Annotated in this window: 17 protein-coding genes and 5 tRNA genes; 9 read left to right on the top strand and 13 right to left on the bottom strand. The window is 60.7% G+C overall.

Annotation, left to right across the window (positions count from 1 at the left end; all coding sequences use genetic code 11):
• Positions 1-90 precede the first annotated feature (90 nt).
• The 10 genes from rplK to ACYQ2I_RS02695 form a co-directional block, all read right to left on the bottom strand.
• Positions 91-516, bottom strand: coding sequence for a 50S ribosomal protein L11 (gene rplK, locus ACYQ2I_RS02740; protein ID WP_460165455.1), 426 nt, complete (start codon positions 514-516; stop codon positions 91-93).
• A gap of 68 nt (positions 517-584) precedes the next feature.
• On the bottom strand, positions 585-1,349 hold the full coding sequence (gene nusG / locus ACYQ2I_RS02735) for a transcription termination/antitermination protein NusG (RefSeq protein WP_460165454.1): 765 nt from the start codon (positions 1,347-1,349) through the stop codon (positions 585-587).
• 61 nt (positions 1,350-1,410) lie between these two features.
• A complete protein-coding gene (secE, locus tag ACYQ2I_RS02730; RefSeq protein WP_460165453.1) occupies positions 1,411-1,821 on the bottom strand; it encodes a preprotein translocase subunit SecE in 411 nt (136 codons plus the stop codon).
• A gap of 101 nt (positions 1,822-1,922) precedes the next feature.
• Positions 1,923-1,996 (bottom strand) — tRNA-Trp (locus ACYQ2I_RS02725).
• A gap of 76 nt (positions 1,997-2,072) precedes the next feature.
• Complete coding sequence (gene tuf / locus ACYQ2I_RS02720) at positions 2,073-3,272, bottom strand: elongation factor Tu (RefSeq protein WP_460165452.1); 1,200 nt, start codon at positions 3,270-3,272, stop codon at positions 2,073-2,075.
• A gap of 91 nt (positions 3,273-3,363) precedes the next feature.
• Positions 3,364-3,436 (bottom strand) — tRNA-Thr (locus ACYQ2I_RS02715).
• An 83-nt stretch (positions 3,437-3,519) separates the two neighbouring features.
• A tRNA-Gly gene (locus ACYQ2I_RS02710) sits at positions 3,520-3,590 on the bottom strand.
• Between the two features lie 83 nt (positions 3,591-3,673).
• A tRNA-Tyr gene (locus ACYQ2I_RS02705) sits at positions 3,674-3,755 on the bottom strand.
• A gap of 54 nt (positions 3,756-3,809) precedes the next feature.
• A tRNA-Thr gene (locus tag ACYQ2I_RS02700) sits at positions 3,810-3,882 on the bottom strand.
• Positions 3,883-4,232: 350 nt separating this feature from the next.
• Positions 4,233-5,927 (bottom strand): sigma-70 family RNA polymerase sigma factor, encoded by a 1,695-nt coding sequence (locus ACYQ2I_RS02695; RefSeq protein ID WP_460165451.1) that lies wholly within the window; start codon positions 5,925-5,927, stop codon positions 4,233-4,235.
• Between the two features lie 833 nt (positions 5,928-6,760).
• Here ACYQ2I_RS02695 and rplU point away from each other — a divergent pair.
• The 7 genes from rplU to ACYQ2I_RS02660 all read left to right on the top strand — a co-directional run bounded on the left by rplU (position 6,761) and on the right by ACYQ2I_RS02660 (position 14,706).
• Positions 6,761-7,126, top strand: coding sequence for a 50S ribosomal protein L21 (rplU, locus tag ACYQ2I_RS02690; protein ID WP_460165450.1), 366 nt, complete (start codon positions 6,761-6,763; stop codon positions 7,124-7,126).
• Between the two features lie 320 nt (positions 7,127-7,446).
• On the top strand, positions 7,447-8,709 hold the full coding sequence (locus tag ACYQ2I_RS02685; RefSeq protein ID WP_460165449.1) for a hypothetical protein: 1,263 nt from the start codon (positions 7,447-7,449) through the stop codon (positions 8,707-8,709).
• Positions 8,710-8,733: 24 nt separating this feature from the next.
• Complete coding sequence (locus ACYQ2I_RS02680) at positions 8,734-9,474, top strand: TSUP family transporter (protein WP_460165448.1); 741 nt, start codon at positions 8,734-8,736, stop codon at positions 9,472-9,474.
• A 207-nt stretch (positions 9,475-9,681) separates the two neighbouring features.
• A complete protein-coding gene (locus ACYQ2I_RS02675; protein WP_460165447.1) occupies positions 9,682-10,347 on the top strand; it encodes a 3-keto-disaccharide hydrolase in 666 nt (221 codons plus the stop codon).
• 66 nt (positions 10,348-10,413) lie between these two features.
• Positions 10,414-11,835, top strand: coding sequence for a DUF4832 domain-containing protein (locus ACYQ2I_RS02670; protein WP_460165446.1), 1,422 nt, complete (start codon positions 10,414-10,416; stop codon positions 11,833-11,835).
• A 193-nt stretch (positions 11,836-12,028) separates the two neighbouring features.
• On the top strand, positions 12,029-13,573 hold the full coding sequence (locus ACYQ2I_RS02665; RefSeq protein WP_460165445.1) for a sialate O-acetylesterase: 1,545 nt from the start codon (positions 12,029-12,031) through the stop codon (positions 13,571-13,573).
• A gap of 332 nt (positions 13,574-13,905) precedes the next feature.
• Complete coding sequence (locus tag ACYQ2I_RS02660) at positions 13,906-14,706, top strand: ThuA domain-containing protein (RefSeq protein ID WP_460165444.1); 801 nt, start codon at positions 13,906-13,908, stop codon at positions 14,704-14,706.
• Between the two features lie 127 nt (positions 14,707-14,833).
• On the opposite strand, the gene ACYQ2I_RS02655 is transcribed toward ACYQ2I_RS02660, so the two are convergent.
• Complete coding sequence (locus ACYQ2I_RS02655; protein ID WP_460165443.1) at positions 14,834-16,495, bottom strand: BBP7 family outer membrane beta-barrel protein; 1,662 nt, start codon at positions 16,493-16,495, stop codon at positions 14,834-14,836.
• Positions 16,496-17,429: 934 nt separating this feature from the next.
• On the opposite strand from ACYQ2I_RS02655, the gene ACYQ2I_RS02650 reads away from it, so the two are divergent.
• Together ACYQ2I_RS02650 and ACYQ2I_RS02645 are read left to right on the top strand one after the other, a co-directional pair.
• A complete protein-coding gene (locus ACYQ2I_RS02650) occupies positions 17,430-18,431 on the top strand; it encodes a DUF1559 domain-containing protein (protein WP_460165442.1) in 1,002 nt (333 codons plus the stop codon).
• Positions 18,432-18,632: 201 nt separating this feature from the next.
• Entirely contained in the window at positions 18,633-19,046 is a 414-nt protein-coding gene (locus ACYQ2I_RS02645; RefSeq protein ID WP_460165441.1) for a carboxypeptidase-like regulatory domain-containing protein, read from the top strand.
• 132 nt (positions 19,047-19,178) lie between these two features.
• On the opposite strand, the gene ACYQ2I_RS02640 is transcribed toward ACYQ2I_RS02645, so the two are convergent.
• Both ACYQ2I_RS02640 and ACYQ2I_RS02635 read right to left on the bottom strand, forming a co-directional pair.
• Positions 19,179-20,249: a mandelate racemase/muconate lactonizing enzyme family protein gene (locus ACYQ2I_RS02640; RefSeq protein ID WP_460165440.1), complete on the bottom strand. Its 1,071-nt coding sequence runs from the start codon at positions 20,247-20,249 to the stop codon at positions 19,179-19,181.
• A gap of 151 nt (positions 20,250-20,400) precedes the next feature.
• Positions 20,401-21,462, bottom strand: a complete 1,062-nt coding sequence (locus tag ACYQ2I_RS02635) for a 4-hydroxy-3-methylbut-2-enyl diphosphate reductase (RefSeq protein ID WP_460165439.1) — start codon at positions 21,460-21,462, stop codon at positions 20,401-20,403.
• Positions 21,463-21,485 lie beyond the last annotated feature (23 nt).

Genomic DNA, 21,485 nt, shown 5'->3' with positions numbered 1-21,485 from the left:
TACAAACAAGGGTCCATTCGCGTCTTGTGCGAAAGACGACGAACCGAAAAGTATCTTCCCGTGAACCGACTCGCGACGTACTCGGTTCTTTCAGTCGACGACATCCAACCCCATGCTGCGGGCGGTGCCTTCGATGATTCGACAGGCCGCCTCGAGGCTGGCGGCGTTCAGGTCGGCCTTCTTCTTTTCCGCGATTTCCTGGATTTGGGCCTTGGTGACCTTGCCGACCTTGTCCCGCGGCGTCTCGTGCGCCCCTTTGGCGATACCCGCCGCCTGCTTCAAGAGATCGACGCAATGCGGGCTTTGCGTGCGGATATCGAACGACCGGTCATCGTACACGGTGACCTCGACGGGGATCCGAAGCCCCGTGTATTCGCGCGTCGCATCGTTGAACCGCTGCACGAACTGACCGAGATTCACCCCGAACCGGCCCAGGGCGGTACCCACCGGCGGCGCCGGAGTCGCCTGTCCGCCGGGAACGTGAAACCGTACCGTATCGACTTTCTTTTTCGCCATCTGTGTGAATTCCTGACTCGCTCAGATTTCCGCTATCTTCAACGACGCATCCCCCGACCGCGGAGCGTTCATTCCACCGGTTCGATCTGCCAATAACCGAGCTCCACCGGGGTACTGCGTCCGAAGATGTTGATCATCACCGTCACGTGCCCGTTGGCCTCGTCGATCGCCGACACCTCGCCCTCGAAGTTTGCGAAGTTGCCTTCGTTGACCTTCACGCGGTCGCCGACGGAGAAGCCGATCTTCAGCTTCGGTTGATCTTCGCCGGTCTCCTCGGCCATGAGCGACTTGATACGTTCGACCTCGTGGGGAAGCATGGGCGTGGGGCGCCCGATCGCGCCGGTAAAATCGCCGACTCCCGGCGTCTCCCGCACGAGAAACCACGTATCGTCGTTGATCGCCATCTGGATCACGATATAACCGGGATACAGCTTTCGCTTGACGACCCGGCGTTTGCCGCGTTTGAACTCCGTCACCCGCTCCGTCGGCACGATGATCTCGCCGAAGTACTTCTCCAACCCCGCCACTTTGATTCGGCGGAGGATCGCTTCGCGGATCGTATCCTCGCGGTTGTTTTGCACCTTGAGGATGTACCAGTCCATCTGGTCCTCGATGGACTCTTCGGTTTCGTCTTCCGCAGTCTCGGCTTCTTCGGCGTCCGCCTCCGGAGCAGAAGCCGTAGCCTCCTCCTCGGCATCCTCCACCGCCTCGGAAGTCTCCTGCTCGGTTGGTGCCGCCACTTCAGTTTCGCGCGCTTCGTCGGCAGCTTCGAGGGCGTCGCCGGCCTCGATTTCTTCGTTCAGGTTTTCCGGGGTATTCGGATCCACGGACACGTTCAATATCCCCCAATGTATCCGGCCGCCTCACCGGCCGACGGATCGTATCGTTCGTCCGTCACACGATTCCGATGGCCCGAAACAACGACTGCCACACGATGTCGTACACGTACAATACGAACGCCATCGAAAAGATGACCACCAACACGACCGCACAACTTTGAATCAGCTCGCGCCTTGTGGGCCAGGACACCTTCCGCATTTCGGCCTCGACGGCGATCAAAAAGTCGGCCACCGCCGGGACGTTCATCAGTCGGTACGCGACCCACGCCACCGCCGCGCCGATCACCACCGGCAACCCGAACGTAAGGCTCGGCGAAGCGCCCCATCCGTTCAGGGTGATCACGAGCTTCCACAGCCCGAACAACGTGATCACCATGATCGCTGCGAAGGTCGCTTGCCGGACGATCCGCCCTTGCGTCCGCTTGTACAAGCCGACGCGAAACAACTCTTGAATGAAAGCGTTCACCGGCCGTATTTCCCTAAACAAATAAGCCTGCCGGGCAGAAACTTCCCCCGCCCGGGCAGCCTATGCTGTCCGCGGATTGACGTCCTCGACCTGAATCCAAGCAGGGGCGGAGAGACTCGAACTCCCAACCGCCGGTTTTGGAGACCGGTGCTCTACCAAATTGAGCTACACCCCTGTGGCATATCGGGACTCTGCCCGACATTATGCCGTATATTCACGTCGCTGCAAACGGGCACACAGCCCGCACACGACTACTCGATGATCTTCGTCACGACGCCGGAACCGACGGTACGACCACCTTCACGAATGGCGAAGCGGAGGTTTTCGCCCATCGCGATCGGCTTCATCAGGTCGACGCGCAACTTGACGTTTTCGCCGGGCAGCACCATTTCGGCGTCGCCGAGCAGGTTCAATTCACCGGTCACGTCGGTCGTCCGGAAGTAGAACTGCGGCTTGTACCCCGACATGATCGGCGTATGACGGCCGCCTTCTTCCTTCGACAAGATGTAGACCTCGGCCTCGAACTTCGTGTGCGGCGTGATCGAGCCCGGCTTGGCCAAGACCTGGCCGCGTTGGATTTCGTCGCGCTTGACACCACGCAACAAACATCCGACGTTGTCGCCGGCACGGCCTTCGTCGAGCGTCTTGTTGAACATTTCGACGCCGGTGACGACCGTCTTCCGCGACTCGGGAGCGAGACCGACGATCTCGACCTCATCGCCGACCTTCACGATACCGCGTTCGATACGACCGGTCGCAACGGTACCACGACCTTCGATCGAGAAGACGTCTTCGACCGCCATCAAGAAGGGCTGATCGACGGCACGTTCCGGTTCGGGAATGTAGCTGTCGACGGCATCGAGCAACTCTTCGATGCACTTGATCGCTTCGGGATCTTCCGGATTCTGGTACGCGCCGAGGGCGTTACCGCGAATGACCGGAACCTCGTCGCCGGGGAACTCGTAGCGATCGAGCAGTTCCCGCAATTCCATCTCGACCAGGTCGAGCAATTCGGGATCATCGACCAGGTCGACCTTGTTCATGAAGACGACCAGAGCGGGCACGTTCACCTGACGCGCCAGCAGCACGTGCTCGCGGGTCTGAGGCATGACGCCGTCGGCCGCCGACACGACCAGGATCGCACCGTCCATTTGGGCCGCACCGGTGATCATGTTCTTGATGAAGTCGGCGTGGCCGGGGCAGTCGATGTGTGCGTAGTGGCGTTTTTCGGTTTCGTACTCGACGTGCGCGACGTGAATCGTCACGGTCTTGCTGGCGTCGCGGACGGTACCACCTTTGGCGATATCCGCATACGACTTGAAGTTCGCCAACCCCTTCTTCGACTGCACGGCCAAGATGGCACCGGTGAGCGTCGTCTTACCGTGGTCGATGTGACCGATCGTCCCCACGTTCACGTGGGGTTTCGTCCGAACAAATGTGTCTTTGGCCATTCTGCTGGATTCTCCCTACGAATGGATGATGCGGGTAAAAGGAAATCAGCCTAGTCGTTGGTTGGCGGCAGACCGAACCAGCGTTCCCAAAAGCTGCTGATGGGACTCGAACCCATGACCTCGTCCTTACCAAGGACGCGCTCTACCGGCTGAGCTACAGCAGCGATCCTCGTCACGCCCGATCGACGCGTCGACGGCATACAGCTCGGCTCGCCGAACCCAGCCGGACTGCCGCGGCCGTCACGAAAGCGGGTGAAGGGAGTCGAACCCTCGTCAATAGCTTGGAAGGCTACTGCTCTACCGTTGAGCTACACCCGCAATCGCTTTTCGCGACCGGGAGCCCCCGGTCGACCGCTCCTCCAACCCACGTCGGGTCGGCAGGCTTGGTTCCCATCGTTAAGTGGGGGGTGCAGGATTCGAACCTGCGAAGGCTGAGCCACCAGATTTACAGTCTGGCCCCTTTGACCGCTCGGGAAACCCCCCGACAAATTCGGCTTCGCAGCCGCGTCAACCGCGTCTTGTCTCCTCGGCTCGACGAGCTAACGGTGGGACTCGAACCCACAACCTGCTGATTACAAGTCAGCCGCTCTGCCAATTGAGCTACGCTAGCCTGACCGCCTCCGAGAGGACGCGAACCACTTAATATAGCCGAACCGCGAAACGATGCAAGCCGAGCCTAGACAAATCGCCCGCTCGGCGACGATTCCCAACATGGTACCAATTTCACCACACTTGGGAAGCCCCGCCGTCCTGTGCGAGCGACCGATGCGGTCGGATAGAACACCGCCTCGCGGCCGTATGAGATGTGTAAGCGGTACCGCCCTCCGTCGACAGCACGAACAACTCACGCTCGAAAGCGCGCCGACCATCCGTTCCGCATTATCCGCACGGCGATCGGCAGATTCCTATTGTGCGGATATTCGACCGCTCGAGCAACCCGGATCGAGCCCGCTTTTCGCCCTAATCGAGCTCCAAAGCCTCTATTTTCTCTTCCTGAAGCAGCTTGCGCAGCTTGTTGAGCGCACGGGCCTCGATCTGGCGGATTCGCTCCTTCGTTACGCCGAGTTCCGCCCCCACCTCCTTGAGTGTCAGCGGCTCCTGCTCTCGATCCAGACCGAAGCGGCGAACGATGATCTTCTGTTCCCGCTCGTCCAAGTGACCGAGAATCTTGCGGATCTGGGCTTGCCGCCGGGCGTAAGCAGTTTCGATCTCGAGCTGATCCGTTCGCTCGTCTTCCGCTCCGGCGAACAGCTCCGAATCGACCGTCCGAAACCGCTCGCGATACCGATGGGCATCGGGAATCGTCCGGGCGAAATTCTTCATGATCGCCCAACTGGCGTAGGTGCTGAACTTGTTGCCGCGGGCATAGTCGAATTTCTCGACCGCCCGAATCAGCGACATGTTGCCGTCGCTGACCAACTCGAAGAAGCTCTCCATCGGCCCTACATGCCGCTTGGCGATCGAAACCACCAGCCGCAGGTTGGCCGACACGATCTCGTTCTTCACCGCGACGGCTTGTTCGTAAAGCTGCTCGATTCGATCCATCAACCGGCGTTTCGGCCGCTTGGGATCGAGCTGCTCGCGCAGTTTCGATGCCTTGTATTTCAGGTAGTTCATCTTGCGGAACAGGTGAACTTCCTGTTCCTTGGTGAGCAACGGCACCTCGTACAGGCTGGCCAAATACGGCGGGAGCCCGCTGGGCAAGCGAGGCTTGCGCGGCGCCGCAGGTCCCTCGGGCATCGGCCCTAAGATTTCCCGTTCTTGAGCGGGCGTCACCTTTTCGAACATTTCGTTCGGAATGTAGTCCAGCGGCAGTTCCATGATCCGCTTTGCCCGCACCTCGTTGATGATTCGATGAATACTCGACCGCGTGCGGCAAAAACGCTTGGCCAGCACTTCCGGCGATTCGCCGTGCTTGTATTGCTGGTAGATTCGCTGCTTGATCTCCTCGGTCAACACACCCCCGGTGTCGGGAAAGATGGCATCTTCGGGATTGCGTTTATCGAAATGGCGCAGCGTGTAACGGATCGTTTCGACACTGCGTCCCGTCCGTTGCGCAAGGCGTCGTGTGACCTCGGGAGGACACCCTCCGGCCTTTGCCATCCGCCGCGCGACCTCGATGATTTCGTCCCGCTCCTGCTCGGTGAGCTGGCTGAAACTCGCCCCGCGTTCGACCCGGGCGGCGTTTTCCTGGGCGAACCGCTCCACCGCCTGCGCCGTGAAGCCGACTCGCTTTCGGCCCTTAAACACGAGCCGCCGGCCGACGAGGCCCAGTTCCCGCCATCGCGAAATCGTCTTCGTCGAAACCTGGAACCGGTCCGCCAGCTCTTCAACCGTGTAGACCTTTTGCTCGACCTCCTCGACGCGCAGATCGGCCGCGTCGGACAGCTCGTCGACCATCAACCGCAGGTCATGTCGGGCGTCTTCTCCGGAGATCCGCAGATCACTATACGCCTCGGGTTTGAAGCGTGTGACTTGGGTACAGATATACGTGTACGAATACTCCCGATCCGGTCGCAGGGTGCCGATGAGAGCCTCCGCCCGTTCGAGCTGCTCGATTTTCTTTTCCCGCGGCGCAAACCGCACGAGCTGTTCGCACAGCTCCCTCAAGGCGGGCACGCGGTACTTGTTTTTTGCGGTCTTGGTCCCAGGCATGGCAGCCCTCCTCCTCACTCGATCGGCTCCGGGTAACGACCCACCGCACGCGTGACGCGTCGTCGCCCGACCGTTTTGAATCTATTTTGCCTGTTGCAATTGTTGCTTCCCAGCGTACCTCATGTTGCCATTTTTTGCAAGCACAAGTGTAAAAATCCCCGAGAATTGTCGTAACAACTGCAACAGAAAAGCCTTACATCGATCGTCCCGCCCCTTTTCCAAGGCTTTCGATCGGGTCGAAACACCTCTTTTCGGGGAGTTTCCCACGAAAACCGCCCCATTTCCAGGGTGTCCTATCGGCAGCGTTGAAAAAATCTTCTCTCCCCAACGTTACCGCTCAACACCGTCTCCCATGAAGAGCATTGCCGCAGCGAAACAGTTGTTGCTTGTCATCGAGCGAAAACGTGCGGTCGGGTTTTGGGGGAACCCACTCGTGCGCCGCGGCTTCCCTCGGCTCTCACCGTCGCCCGTATCGATACGCATGCCACTTGGCAATAGTTTCTTGATCGGCGGCTTCGAACGCGAACCGGCCATGCCGGCCGACATTGGATGCCCGTCCTATAGGACGCCCCTTACGGCCGAAAGGATACCAAATTTCCGAAGATTTTCCCAACAATTGACCACATTATTTCCCCCTCTCGAGGACGGGTTGTCGGTCAAATCGCCGGTCAAACGCCTTGAGCGTGGGACCTTGTCCGGCCCCTTGCAGAACGGCGAGCGATCTGGTTTACTTAGGGGTCTGTTTCTTTCAACCGACTGCAATCGAGCAACGCAAACGCACTTCGCGCCGGAAATACCTATACCAGCACGATTTTCGAGATCGGGTGAAGATCATGTACGCAATCATCCAAGACGGCACGCGGCAATACCGTGTCGAGGCCGGTCAGGAACTGGAAGTGGACTATCGCGAGACCCCCAAGGGAGAACAGATCACGTTCGACTCCGTACTCGCCCTGCGGACCTCCGAAGGAATCCAGCTCGGCCGCCCGACGCTCAACGGCGCCGTCGTGACCGCCGAAGTCCTCGGTCCGGTGTTCGGCGAAAAGATCTACGTCGAAAAATTCCGTCGGCGAAAGAATTACCACCGCCGGAAAGGCCATCGACAGCTCTACACGAAGGTGAAGATCACCGGCGTGCAGGTCAACGGGCAAGAGGTGGTCGATACGCCTGCCGAGTCGTCCGCAACCGCGGAAGAGTAAACCTCTCGCCTTTGCATCGTCCCGAACGCCCACGGCGTTCCGGCGGTGCGAGGTCTCGAAACGAAACGGATTTGTCCAGCCGCCTTGGCGCAACGTGGTTCCGGCCGGTAGAGGAATCGTCCTCACCGATCGCTGCGGCATGATGCCGCCCGAACCGATCCGATCGCCCAAGGCGTCCTTTTTTGCCTTAGTTTGATTGGGCAGTAAAATTACCTTCTTGGTGAACACCGCAGCCGATACATGGTCCGGCTCGGTGGCAATTCGGTTTCTCGAATCTGCGTGGCAATTTTCGATTCAGGTGAAAGAGAGTTTCTTCAACGATGGCCGATTTGATTCCTCCGCACGGTGGTTTACAGCAACTCGTCGATCGCACGGTTCCCGCCGAGGCGCGTGACGACTTCCTCGCCGAAGCGGAAAAGCTGCCTCGCGTTCCCGTCTCCGATGCCGATTTGTCGAGCGTGTATCGATTCGGCGATGGTGCCTTGAGTCCGCTGACCGGTCCTATGGACCGCGAAACCTACGACCGCGTGCTCGAGGAGCAGGTGATCGAGGTCGACGGGAAGTTGTACGCCTGGACGATTCCGATCGCCTTCCCCGTGACCGAGGAACTGGCCAAGACGCTCGCTCCCGGCCAAAAGGTCGCGCTGGTCGACTCGAAAAACGAAATCGTCGCCACGCTGGAACTGACCGACGTGTTCCCGTGGGACAAGAAGAAATACCTCACCAAGGTCTACCGGACCGAGCGGACGGACCATCCCGGCGGCGACATGGTCCTCAAGCAAGACGCCGACAAGACGTACTTGATCGGCGGCGAGATCATGGCCTTACCGCAACCGAAGAATCCCATGTTCGGCCAATACGTGCTCACACCGCGGGAAGTGCGGGCCTTGCTGGCCGAAAAAGGCTGGGACCGCGTCGTCGCGTTCCAAACCCGCAACCCGTTGCATCGGGCGCACGAGTACGCCTTGGTCTACGGTCTGGAGACGCTGCTGCGGGCGGGCCACAACGCCGGGGCGTGCCTGAATCCGCTGATCGGCGAAACGAAAGGCGACGACGTTCCCGCCGATGTGCGGATGCGGACCTACGAAGCGCTCATCCAACAGCGGGCATTGGGCGACGGCGACAGCGATCCCGAGTTGTGGGGACCTCGCGGCGAGTCCGTGCCCGACCGCGTCATCCTCCTCGGACTCGACATCAAGATGTTCTACGCCGGTCCGGCGGAAGCCGTCATGCATGCGATCTATCGCCAAAACTTCGGCTTCACCGACATCATCATCGGGCGGAAGCATGCCGACGCCCCCTATCACGACGGTACACCGATCTGGGGCGATTTCGACGCGCACGAAATCTTCAACCAACTCAAGGGCGACTTGAAGATCAAGCCGTTGTGCGTCGGCTTTGCAGCCTATTACGAATCGCTCGGACGGGTAGACCTGATGGAAAACCATCCCGACGAAAAGCCCGTGTTCATCTCGGGCAAGCAAGTCCGGGCGTTGCTCCAGGAAGGCAAGCCGGTCGATCCGCGGATCATGCGTGAAAGCACGGCCAAGATTCTCGCCGAAGCGATGGCGAACAAGAGCTGACGTTTCCCTTCTGCGGAGCCCGGTGTGCCTATCGACATTTCGTTGATCGTCTTCGGCGGGCTGGCGGCCCTGTTGATGGGGTTCGCCAAAACCGGCCTGCCGGGGGCGTCTATTTTGGCTGTCGCCTTGATGGCCCAAGGCTTCCGGCACAACGCCGAACTTTCCGTCGGCGCGATGCTGCCGGTGTTGCTGGTGGGCGATGTGTTTGCCGTGCGCTTCTACGGCAAATTCACCAGTTGGAAGCGGCTGGTACGGCTGTTTCCGACGGTCGTCCTCGGCATGAGCCTGGGCATCGGCGTGTTGCACATCGTCGAAGGCAACCAGCTCCGCCCGATCCTCGGGGCATTGTTGCTCTTCTTATTCGCGCTCGAGATGGCCCGTCGCTATTACGGCTGGAACGACGTCCCGCACCATTGGGCGTTCACCGTATCGATCGGCCTGCTGGCAGGTTTCGGGACCGCCGTGGGAAACGCCGCCGGCCCTGTGATGACGATGTACTTGCTCAGTCACGAACTGCGCAAAGACAAGTTCCTGGGAACGTGTGCGTGGTTCTTCTTCATCGTGAATTTGCTGAAGATCGTTCCTTTTTCGCTCGAGGGGATGATCACGCGCGAAACGCTACTGTTCGATTTGTGGGCGATCCCGATGTTGCTGGTAGGGGTGGCCGGCGGACGCTACGTCGCCCGTCGTATCTCACAAGGATTGTTCGACTTTCTCGTCCTCGTGCTCGCCGGCGCAGCAGCCTTGTGGATGATCCTCGGCTGAGACGGCTTTCGCGTCCCGACCGTCGACGCTTTGCGACGGTACGGTCTGCATCGGCTCATTTTTGCGTGCCTTCGGCACACCTTGCGATTAGAATGCCCGATGTCGGCGGCCGAGCCGCCGTCGCCGCTCTCTTTTCCCGTCGGTGCGCCGCGTACCGGCGTGCATATCAACCTTCCTTTGCTAGGTCACCCAACAGGAGTCTTCACGATGAAACATCTCGGATATCTTGCGTTGTCGCTTTCGTTGAGCCTTTCGCTCGTCGGCCTCGCCGCAGCCGATGAGGGCTGGATCGACCTGTTCAACGGCAAGGACCTGACCGGCTGGAAACAAATCAACGGCTTTGCCAAGTACGAAGTGACGCCCGAGGGGACGATCCGCGGAACCTCCGTTCCGAACAGCCCCAATTCGTTCTTGTGCACCGAAAAGCGTTACCGCGATTTCGAATTGGTCTTCGATGTGAAAGTCGATTCCGAGTTGAACTCGGGGGTACAAATCCGCAGTAATGCGTATCCCGAATATCTCGACAATCGCGTACACGGCTACCAGGTCGAAATCGCCGAAGGCAAATGGTCCGGCTGTATCTACGACGAGGGCCGACGCCGCCGCTTTCTGAATCCGCCCGAGCAAATGACCGAATCGGTCACCAAGCTGCTCAAGCCGAGCGAATGGAATCATTACCGCGTGATTTGCTGCGGCGACCGCATCCTCACTTGGGTAAACGGCACGAAGGTGACCGATATCCGCGACACGACCACGCGGGAAGGCTTCATCGGCTTGCAGGTCCACGGCGTGGGGAAACGGACCGAGCCGTTGCATGTCGAATGGAAGAACATCCGCCTGCGGGAACTGTCGCCGGAAGACTGCCCCGAGTAACATCGCTTCGGCACACGCGTTTTCCGATCGCAACGTAACTTCCATTGCAGGAAGTGAGGTGCACGTATGCGCGGACATTGGATTGCAGCGTTTTTCGTCCCGGTATTGTGCGGGCTCGGTACCGCGGGGATCGCCGGAGAAACCGTCGTCCATCCGACGCCCGCCGAAGGAATCGTCCTCAATCCCGGCAAAGGCTGGGTGTTGTACGGCAACGCCGAATGGCATTCCGACCGCTTGCACGCGGTCGCCAATCTCGGCTATCGGCGATTCGAGTGGGCCGAACTGGAACCGGAAGAAGGCCGTTACAACTGGCAACCGATCGAGGAATATCTCGATAGCTGGGCGAAACGCGGTAAGCAGGCAGCCTTCGGTGTGATGTGTTGCAACTCCCACACGCGGCAGCCCGGCGGCTACAGTACGCCGAAGTGGGTTTTCGATTCCGGAGCCGCCTTCCGCCGATTCGATCTCACGAAGATCGACCGCCCGACCACCGGTACACCCGGCGTGAAGATCGTCCCCGACTTCGACGATCCGATCTTTCTCGAAAAGCTCAAACAGTTCTTATCGGCGATGGGCAAACGCTTCGGCGGCGATCCCCGTATCGCGTTCTACGACGTGCGATCGTACGGCAACTGGGGCGAAGGGCACATGCACCCCTTCGGCGGCGAACCGATTTCGGGCGAGATGTTCCGCTACCATATTCAATTGCACCTCGACGCGTTTCCGCATACGCGGTTGTGCATCTCGTGTGAAAACAAGTCCGGCCCGCACGTCGCCGTCTACGATTGGGCCGTCAAAGAAATGCACTGTGCCGCCCGACGCGACGGCATTTGCGGCAACAGCGACGGCAGCGAAACGCTGCGGGCGTTCGGCGTTGCGCCCGCCGTGTTCGAATTGTTTGCCGCGTATCCCTACCTGAAACAGGTCGGTTGGTGGTACGGACGCGACAACGACGGCCGTAAGGGCTTCGGCTACAAACTCGAAGACTGCGTCGAACGAGGGAAACCCAGCTATATCGACCTCAGCCGCGGCGGAAAGACGGGCGAACAACTGCTCGATGAAGAACCCGCGCTGGTGCGGCGTTTGGCAAACCGCATGGGTTACCACTTCGTGCTCGAAACGGCCCGATTCGACCCGAACGTCCGAATTGGAACGCCCTGCACTGTCCGGATCACCGTCGCCAACCGCGGCGTCGCGCCGATCTACGTCCCATGTGTTCCCGCGATCGCCCTGCTGAGTACCGACGGCAAACCGGTTGCCGTGCGTCCCGTGCCCCAGGTCGATCCGCACGAGTGGATGCCCGACGAAACGAGCGAGGCCGTCCTCGCGGCCCGATTCGACGGCGTTCCGGCCGGTCGGTACCGCCTGGCGGTCGGATTGCTTGCCGACGCGAAAGCCGCAAAACCCGCCGTTCGCTTCGCCGTCGAAGAAACCACCGCCGACGGCTGGTGTCCCCTCGGCACGGTCACGTTGTCGCGGGACGAATAACTTTCGCGGCCGGATCGAATCGTCCTGTCGAAGCGGACTGTCGACAACGGGCCGTCGTAAGACGGTCCGGCACAATTGTTTGCTCGGTCGTTTCCGTCGAAACACAATAGCCGTGTCGGATTGAACCCGTGGGGCCTTCGCCCACGGCCGATCCGTTTCCGTCACACTCAACTTGAGCAGAGGAGATTTCGCCATGAAACGCATCTTGTACGCGGTGCTCGTTCTCGCGATGATGCCGGCGGCACCGCCGTTGCTGTGGGCCGACGTCCAGCCCGCGTCGATCTTTACCGACAACGCCGTCCTGCAACGCGACATGCCGCTTCCCGTGTGGGGCAAAGCCGATCCGGGCGAGAAAGTCACCGTCCGAATCGGTGATCACTCGGCGTCGACCACCGCCGGTGCCGACGGTCGTTGGATGGTGAAACTCGATCCGCTTGCAGCGGGCGGACCGGTCGAGGTGGTCATCCGCGGCAAGAACACCGTCACCTTGAAGAACGTGCTCGTCGGCGAGGTTTGGATTTGCAGCGGCCAATCGAACATGGCGTTCGCGTTGATCAATGCGCATAACGGCGAAGAGGCGGTCGCGAATTCGGCGAATGAAAACATCCGCCTGTACACCGTGCCGCGCAAGGCCGAACCGGAACCGCAAGAGACGATCGACGCCGCTTGGCAACCGTGTAACCCGGAAACCAGTCGCTACTTTTCGGCGGTCGGATACTTCTTCGGCAAGCATCTCCAGGAAAAGCTGGGGGTTCCCGTGGGGCTGATCAACACGTCGGTCGGCGGCACTCCGGCCGAAGCGTGGACCTGCCGGGCGCATCTGGAAGCCACGCCCGAAGCGGCCCCCATCCTTGCCGCCTTCGACGAGGCGATGAAGCGCTATCCCGAGGCCATGAAGCAGTACGAACAGCGGCTGCAAGAATACCGCGAGAAGGTGAAGCAGCTTCGCGCCGAAGGCAAGCCGATTCCGCGTGCGCCGGGACCGCCGATGGGACCTCATCACACGCACAGCCCGGCCGGGTTGTACAACGCAATGATCGCCCCCTTGGTGCCGTATGCGATTCGCGGCGCCATCTGGTACCAGGGTGAATCGAACTCCGGTCGCGCCTATCAGTACCGCGCGCTCTTCCCGGCGATGATCCGTTGCTGGCGCACCCACTGGAACGAAGGCGATTTCCCCTTCTTGTTCGTCCAGTTGGCCCCCTTCCGCGACATCGTCGACGAGCCGACCGAAAGCACCTGGGCCGAACTGCGTGAAGCCCAGTTGCTCACGATGCTCAACGTGCCGAATACGGGCATGGCGGTCATCACCGACGTCGGTGAAGAACACGACATCCATCCGAAAAAGAAACAGCCGGTAGGCGATCGGCTCGCGATTGCCGCACGGGCCTTGGCCTACGGTGAAAAGATCGAGTATTCCGGCCCGATCTACGATCACATGGAAGTCCAAGGCAACAAGGCGATCGTTCATTTCACGCACGTCGACGGCGGACTGGAATGCCGCGGTGAGAAGTTGACCGGCTTCACGATCTGCGGTCCCGATCGCAAGTTCGTCAACGCCCAAGCCAAGATCGAGGGCGATACCGTCGTCGTCTGGGCCGAGGGGGTCGACAAGCCCGTCGCCGTCCGCTTCGGATGGGCCGACTACCCGGTCGTGAACCTGTGGAACAAGGCCGGTCTTCCGGCCAGCCCGTTCCGCACCGACGACTTCCCGGGCATCACGCAAAACGCCCAATAGTCGTCTTTCGCGATATCGAATTCCCCGGGCCGAGCAGGCACCGTGTCTGCCCGGCCCATTTTGTTTTCCCATTCCTCCTTGTTGTTCACGCTTGCGCAATCGACACGCTGTCGCCGGTCTTTTCGCCCTCTTCCAAAGGCACGGCACGGCCGTCAAGGTTTTCGGTAGTTATCGGGTTTTCGCCGCCGATACGACGATTCCGCCGCGACGCAATTTCGGCCTAGCGGGGCCTCGAATTCGTGGATTTCCTCATGGTGCGGGAGCATAATGGAACGGCGACGGCGCGCCTCATACGCGTGTTCCAGAGCATACACCTTGGGGAGTCATAAACGATGTCCCGCATCGATCGACGCCGATTCATCTTTCATACCGCCCACGGTACGTTGGGGCTGTCGGCGGGCATGGCGGCCTTCCGTTCCCGCGAAGTCTTGGCCGAGTTCATCGAGACCGAGTCGCCCTCTCGGCCCGCGGCACCACCGTTGCGGCTGTGCTTGGTGTCGGGTTCGTTCGAATACGAGTCGGACAAGTCGCTCGATTGGTTCGCGGCTTACGTGAAAGAAAACTTCGGCATCGAGTGCGACAAGGCGTATGCGCCGTCGGTCGACGAGTTGCCCGGTCTCGATGCCTTGGATCGCTGCGATTGCATGGTGCTGTTCACGCGGCGGCTGGAAATCAAGGGCGAATCGCTCGAGAAGATAAAGCGATACCTCACTTCGGGAAAGCCGGTGGTGGGTATTCGGACCGCCAGCCACGCCTTCCAGAACTGGCTGGAACTCGATAAAGAGGTCTTCGGCGGCGACTACCAAGGCCATTTCGGCAAGACGATCTACCCGAAAATCGAGACGGCGCCGGGTGCGGCCGATCATCCGATCGTTCAAGGCTTCAAGCCGTACGTGTCGAAGGGCAGCTTGTATAAGAATCCGTCGATCGCCCCCGATACGACGGTGTTGCTCCAAGGCTCGATTCCCGAGTCGACACAGCCGGTCGCCTGGACGCGTACCTACAAAGGCGCCCGCGTGTTTTACACCTCGTTGGGCCATCAGGACGATTTCCGCCAGGCGTCGTTCGTCGGCATGTTGATTCGCGCGATCTACTGGGTGTGTCGGCGCGAGATTCCCGAGATGCCGCGGTGAAGACCGTTCCGGCGAGCGCGGATCGCTTCTGCATTGTCTACAAAACAACCAAAGCCCCGGAGATCGCCGGGATCGCCGGGGCTTTTTCGCAGGTCGTTTTTGAAAAATGTCTCCTGCTGAAAACCGGTCACCAGGTGTACGTCAGCCCGGCCACGCCCCCGTGCAAGACGAGTTCGCCGTTCGTGTCGATATCGGCGATCTCGGGAATATCGACGACATACGGCGGAAACTGGTTGTCGGCCAAGGCGATGCCGGTCGCAACCACCACGCGGTATCCGACGAAGGCCGACCAGCGCGGCGTCATCTGCCAATCGACGCCCAAATCGATTTGCGTGAGGAACGAGAGGGCATCGTCGGTCGAGCTGACGGGATAGCTGCCGGAAACCGGATCACCCAACGGCGGCGTCGGATCGGGACCGAACACCTCGCCGTCCCCCCGATAGGCCTTGAAACGATTTCGGATGTGATTTCCATAGATGCCGATTTTCGGCACGCACGACAGCGACAGGTTGTAGCCCAAGTAGTAGCGCATGTCGAAACCGAACTGAACCCCCACCAGGTTGTTTTCGGTGCGATCCGAAAGGAAACCTTCCTCGGTCGGGCTCGCGCCCCACGCGCCGTTGTGGGCCTTTGAACCGAAGAGCAACTCTTCGTCGAAGCGGAAGTACCGCACGCCGCACAACCAGTCGACTCCGAGCCCGTGCGGCATGTCGGCCATCCGGCGCCGCACCAGGTTCAATTCCACGCTGTGGAAGTCGTTGCGCCGCTCGAGCTTCTGTTCGTACACACCGAAGAACAGGTCGGTAACCGGATCGACGATCGACGGATCGGCGTACACGACGTCGGTAAAGATCAACGGCGTGCTCACGTACGAAGCATGGGTGACCGACGAATCACCTTCCATGTCGGCGATTCCCCAGTAGGTCGCTTCAATCGCCCAACGCGCGCAGGGATTGCAATCACCCAGCAGTCCGCAACTGCCGGCGGGACCGCCGAGATACCGGCCCAAGGTGATTTCCCAGCCGCCCTGCCACCCGGTGCGGGCATCCTGGCTGTGCATGATCTGGTTCGCGTTGTTGTTCGACTGGTACGAGAACCACACGCGGTTGGCGTCGTTCCGCCCCATGATCAGCCCGCCTACATCGACGTACCACAGCACCGGCGGCAGACAGGTTTCGCCGCACGGCGAACCGCACGTGGGGCAAGCCTCCGTTCCGAAAAAGCTCCAGTCGTCGTCGGCCGGTTCGACCCCGTCGGGCATGACCGGGGCCTCGAGCGTTTCCCCCTCTTGATTGCCGAGCATGCGATCCATCAGATTGACCTGGTCCGACGACGAGGTCGCAGGCGGCTGGGCCTCCAACAACAACGGTGCTTCGCCCTGATCGATCGGTACCGGTTGCGTCGCCGCCGCCGGGATCAATCCGCCGCTAGGCGGCATCGCGGGACGAGATTGTTGCGGCGCGGCGTAAGGCATGGCCGCCGGGGCAACAGGACCTGCCGGGTAATACGCCGGTTGCGGCACGACCTGAGAGGCATACTGCGGCCGAGGTACGCCGTTGAATGCCGCGGAAGGTGCCGGAAACTGCGAATACGGCGATGCCTGCGACCTGCTCGCGGGCTGAGAACCGTACGAACCCGGCGCCGCGTAGGCGTCTTGCGGTGCTTGTGCCGCAGAATAGCTTTGCGGAAACGCCATGAGCTCGGGCGCCCCCGTCAGACCGTACTGCCCCCAGGCCAGGGCAGCGCCCGACAGCACAATACCGATCCCGTACAATCCCGATCGAAACATGGCCATCGTTTCCCTTGTGACTGGATTGCAATCGCGTCGAGGGGGGCATCGAAAGACAAGCAAACACACTTCCCCCGTGGAGACATCGTCCCCCGTCGCCGAACCGGTTCGACGAAAGCACCGCGAGCACCGAAAATCCGCACCACCGCCCCCGTGCAGCCGCGAGAACAGCCACCGTTTCAGCCACCGGAAACAAGACCCTAGCCCGCAACAACCCCGCCGCCCGCCGACTTTTCGCAGCCGACAAAACCGGCACACTCGGTCGGGCAGCTCGCGAAGCGGCCAAGAGCCCCCGCGCGGAGAAAAAAGCTATGCTTCAGATAGCTCGTCTCGTCGAGAGACCGACGCCGTAGCCGCGAGGGTCGGCCGAGCGGCGTTTTCCGCAATCGGTGGAAGGTTTCGCTTGTCTGCCCGAATGCGTCGCCCGCTTCCCGTATGCGCTCCCGGTCGGGCTAGGAATTTGGTGTCCCATGCCCCTCCATTGACCGGCTCGGCCGGGAGCCTGTTTCCACCCCTCTCTGAAGGGGGTCATTCGGCGTGTACCGAACGATTTCACGCAACACGGCCCGTCGCATTGCGGTTCCGGAAAAAGCCAAACTCTTTGTTCTTTTTTTTGCGACTTCACTGCATATCGCATATGCACACTTTTTTTCTGAATTATTTCGGAATCTCAACTATATTGAACTACACCCGATCGAATGCCATAATACCATTAGTTTTCCCCAGTTTCCCACCTCGTTCGGAACAGTCTGTAGTGCGAGAAGAGGTGTCCTGCCCGATAGCGGGCGGGAGAAGCTTGCGGTCGCTCTAGGGTTGTGCTCATCACGTCGGGAAAGTGCGCCCCAACGGGTTGGGGCTGCGCTCGCGGAATGTAATGCCCCGATTCCCGATTCGGTTTTCATGTTTGATGTTTTTGGGTAGGTAGGAGTCAGCTATGGTTCAGCGCGTCACTCGAAAAGGTTTTACCTTGGTCGAGCTGCTGGTGGTGATCGCTATCATCGGCATCTTGATCGCCCTGTTGTTGCCCGCGGTGCAGGCCGCCCGCGAAGCCGCCCGTCGAGCGCAATGCTCGAACAATCTGAAGCAGCTCGGCTTGGCAGCTCAAAACTATCACGATTCGTACAAGTGTTTTCCGCCGGTCGTGATGACCTCGGGACGACACGGCCCCACGGCGTTCGTGTTCATGTTGCCGTACGTCGAACAGCGCTCGCTGTACGACCAACTGGCCGCCATCGGGTTCGGCTACCAAACGAACTACTGGTTGGGTAGCTCGAATCCGCGTACGGTTCAGGTTCGGAACATTCTTCACAACGTCAAGATCGACGCCTATCGTTGTCCGTCGAGTCCCTTCGACGACACGCGGACGGTTTCCGGCAAGAAGATCATGGTGCCCAGCTACGCTTGCTGTGCAGGTAGCGATCTCCACCGCACGACGGACCACAATGTCTACGACGGTGCTTACGCATCGGCCGGCGGGGTGTTCCCCAACAACCGCGTGAGGAGCTTCTCGGACTTGATCGACGGCTCGTCGAACACGCTCACGTTCGTCGAACAGTCGAACTGGATCGGACAGAACCGTGAATTCCGCACGGCCTTCAGCTCGAGCGGTCCGTGGATGGGAAGTAAGAATCCGCGCGTCCCCAACGGTGACGGAACCTGGGCCGAATCGGGATCGCACAGCTTTTCGTCATCGAACGACGACACCCGCTGCTACGCGCAAACGACGATTCGTCAACCGCCGAACCCGAAGGGGCTGGCGAATTGGCAGAAGAACAACCGCTGCAACACGCCGTTGACCTCGGCCCACCCCGGCGGCGCCCAGGTCGGACTGGCGGACGGTTCGGTCCACTTCATTCGTGACACGATCGACCTGCACACGCTGAAGATTTTGGCCGACCGCGACGACCGCGAAGTCGTCGGCAACGACGCTTTTTGATCGCCGGTGCGGCGATTCGGCGACTTCGATCGCCGGTTGTCGAGAATCGAATCCGGCGCTGCCCGACGGCGGCGCCGGTTTGCTTACCGCCGGGTTCCCTGGGTGCTCGCCTGCAAGAATGCAAGTCGCATTTTCAGGGGTACGATGTCGCATCGTTCCGGCAAGTGTTTCCACCAATTCAAGAGAGAGGTGACGAAAGCCATGTTCAAGACGACGCGTTTTCTCGCCGCCGGTGCACTGTTGGGTGCGGCGCTTTTGCTCGGCTGCAACAGCGGCAACCAGGAGAAAATGTACACGGTCTCGGGGGCGGTGACCTTCCAAGGTTCGCCCGTCACCGAGGGTCAAATCAGCTTTGAAAATCCGCAAACCGGGTTCGTGCAGTCGGCCGACCTGGGAGAAGAAGGGAAATACACCTTGCAACTTCCCGCCGGCGACTACAAGGTGAGCATTTCTCCGCCGCTCATCGAGGTCGGGGGCGGTCCCGACTCGCCACCCGGTGAAGAGTACAAGCAGGTCGACAACATCCCCGACAAGTATCGCAGCTCGGAATCGTCGGGCCTGACCGCCACCATCAACGGCGACAAGACCGATGTGAATTTCGACATGACGCCGTAGCGATCACTCACTCCATCGACGCGGATCGACGACGTTTCAAGGGCCGCTCCCTGTCGGCGGCCCGTTCTTTTTGCGCTTGGCGGCATGCAACACGTTCGTCCCGAATCCGCGGGCGGGACGCGGCAAATCGCTTCACCCGGTCAACTCGCCGAGGCGGTCGAGCCGTTGCAGATCGACATCGATTCCCAGCCCCGGACCGTCGGGGACATGGACCATGCCGTCGACGACTTCCCACGGGCCGGTGATTCCCAATTCGAGCATGCTCACGACAGGGCATTCCAAACACCCGCTGACCGCCGGTGTCGAGGCCGCCGTATGAATCATCGCCGCCGTCGCCGGCCCTGCCGCGGTGGAAACGGCCAGCGCCGCAGTCAACCCGCCGCTGCCGGCCACCACGGCGCATTCCCGCACACGCGTCATTCCGCCGACACGTATCGGATCGATGATCACACGTTTCATTTCGCCGCTGCGCAGCAGACGCAGCACGTCGGCCGGCTCTCGAATACCTCGCTTGACGGCCAAAGGCACATTGACCTGGCGCTGCAGTCGCGTCACGGCGTCGAGATCGCCTTCGGCCACCGGGTCGATCACCACGGGATTGCCGAATTCCTCCAACGACGCACACAACTCGCGGGCGTCGTCCATCGTGTATCGGCACATGGCGTCGAGTTGCACGTCGATATGATCGGGAACCGCCTCGCGCACCGCGAGAAAGCGACGGCAATCTTCTTCGAGACGTCCCGACGCAACCAAGACCTGGGTCGTGAACCCCGCTTCCAAGAACTCCCTCGCGCGGACGACCGCCGCGTCGACCGCGTCGCCTTCGACTCGAACCGCGACGGGCACCCGATCCCGGAACATGCCGCCGCTCAGGTGACAAAGCGGCTGTCCGGCCACCTTGCCGATCAGATCTCGACAGGCGACTTCCAGCGCACAGCGCAGACCGAAATCGTCCAAGCCGTCCAGTCGCAACAACTCTTCGACGGCAAACACGCTCCGACCGGCCACCAACGGCAGGCAATGTTCACGGCGACTTGCCGTTTCGTCTTCCCGCCACGAAGTGGGCGTCTCGCCCCAACCTTCCAAACCTCCGTCACTGATGAGGCGCACCAACAGCAGGCCCCGAATCGGACGCGTTCCGCACGATTCGGCGTACGCTTCCCGAAGAGGGATCCAATGAAACTCGAGGTCGGAGATCTGCATCGAAGGGCAACTCGTCGTCCGCCGGACCGCACCGTCAATCCACGCCGAAGAAAAGCTCGACAAGCACGGCCGCCATTCTATCCGGTTCGCAACACAAGCGGCAATGCCGGAACACGGCAAAGCAACACCGCTGTTGCCGGGCCGCTGCCGGTCACGACGCGGCGTCGAATTCCGACCGCAATTCGATCGGAAGCGGAAACCGAACATTCTCTTCGCGCAAGGCGACCGATTCCACCACGGCGTCGTAGCGGGTTTTCAGCCAGTCGATGCAGCCCTGGACGAGGTGCTCCGGCGCGCTGGCCCCGGCGGTAATGCCCACGGTTTGATCGGCGTGAAACCATTGCGACTGCAAATGTTTCGGTCCATCGATCAATTTTGCCGCGACGCCCATCGATTCGGCGATCTCGGCCAGGCGTCGGCTGTTCGAGCTGTTTCGGCTGCCCACGACCAGGACGATATCCGCCGCCGAGGCCACCTGCCGGACGGCCTCTTGGCGGTTCTGGGTCGCATAACAAATGTCGTCGCGGGGAGGACCGACGATGTGCGGAAACCGCGTCTTCAGCCGTCGAACGATCCGTTCGGCGTCGTCGACCGAAAGCGTCGTTTGCGTCAGGTAGGCGACCTTGGCATCGGCGGACAATTCCAGGCGGTCGACGTCTTCTTCGCTGCCGACCAGCCGAATCGCCTCGGGTGCCTCGCCCATCGTGCCGACGACTTCGTCGTGCCCCGCGTGTCCCACCAAGATGATCGCGTACCCTTCCGCGGCGAAGCGGACGGCTTCGCGGTGCACTTTGGTCACCAACGGACAGGTCGCGTCGACCGTTTGCAAGCGCCTTGCCTCCGCCTGCTGCCGTACCTGGGGCGAGACCCCGTGGGCCGAATACATCACTACGGCCCCTTCGGGGACCTCGTCGATCGAATCGACGAAGATCACTCCCCGGCCGCGAAAATGCTCGACCACCCAACGGTTGTGCACGATCTCGTGGAATACGTAAAGCGGCGTTCCGAAGCGCGCAAGGGCGGTATCCAACGCGGCGATGGCCATGTTCACCCCTGCGCAATAGCCGCGGGGCGAGGCAAGCAAAATTCGCATCTGGTTCGTATCCCGAAAGTTAGGGGTCGTTTTGCAGCGGCCGAAACAGGCAAGACCGACTTTTCGGCGGACACTCGGCAGAAAACCTCTGCTACGGCATAATAGGCAATCGACGACCACCCGGCTCGAAACGACCGAACCCG

Source organism: Thermostilla marina, from assembly GCF_054657455.1.
Note: the sequence above shows the minus strand (reverse complement) of the source record. Positions and strands in the feature narration are given on the sequence as shown.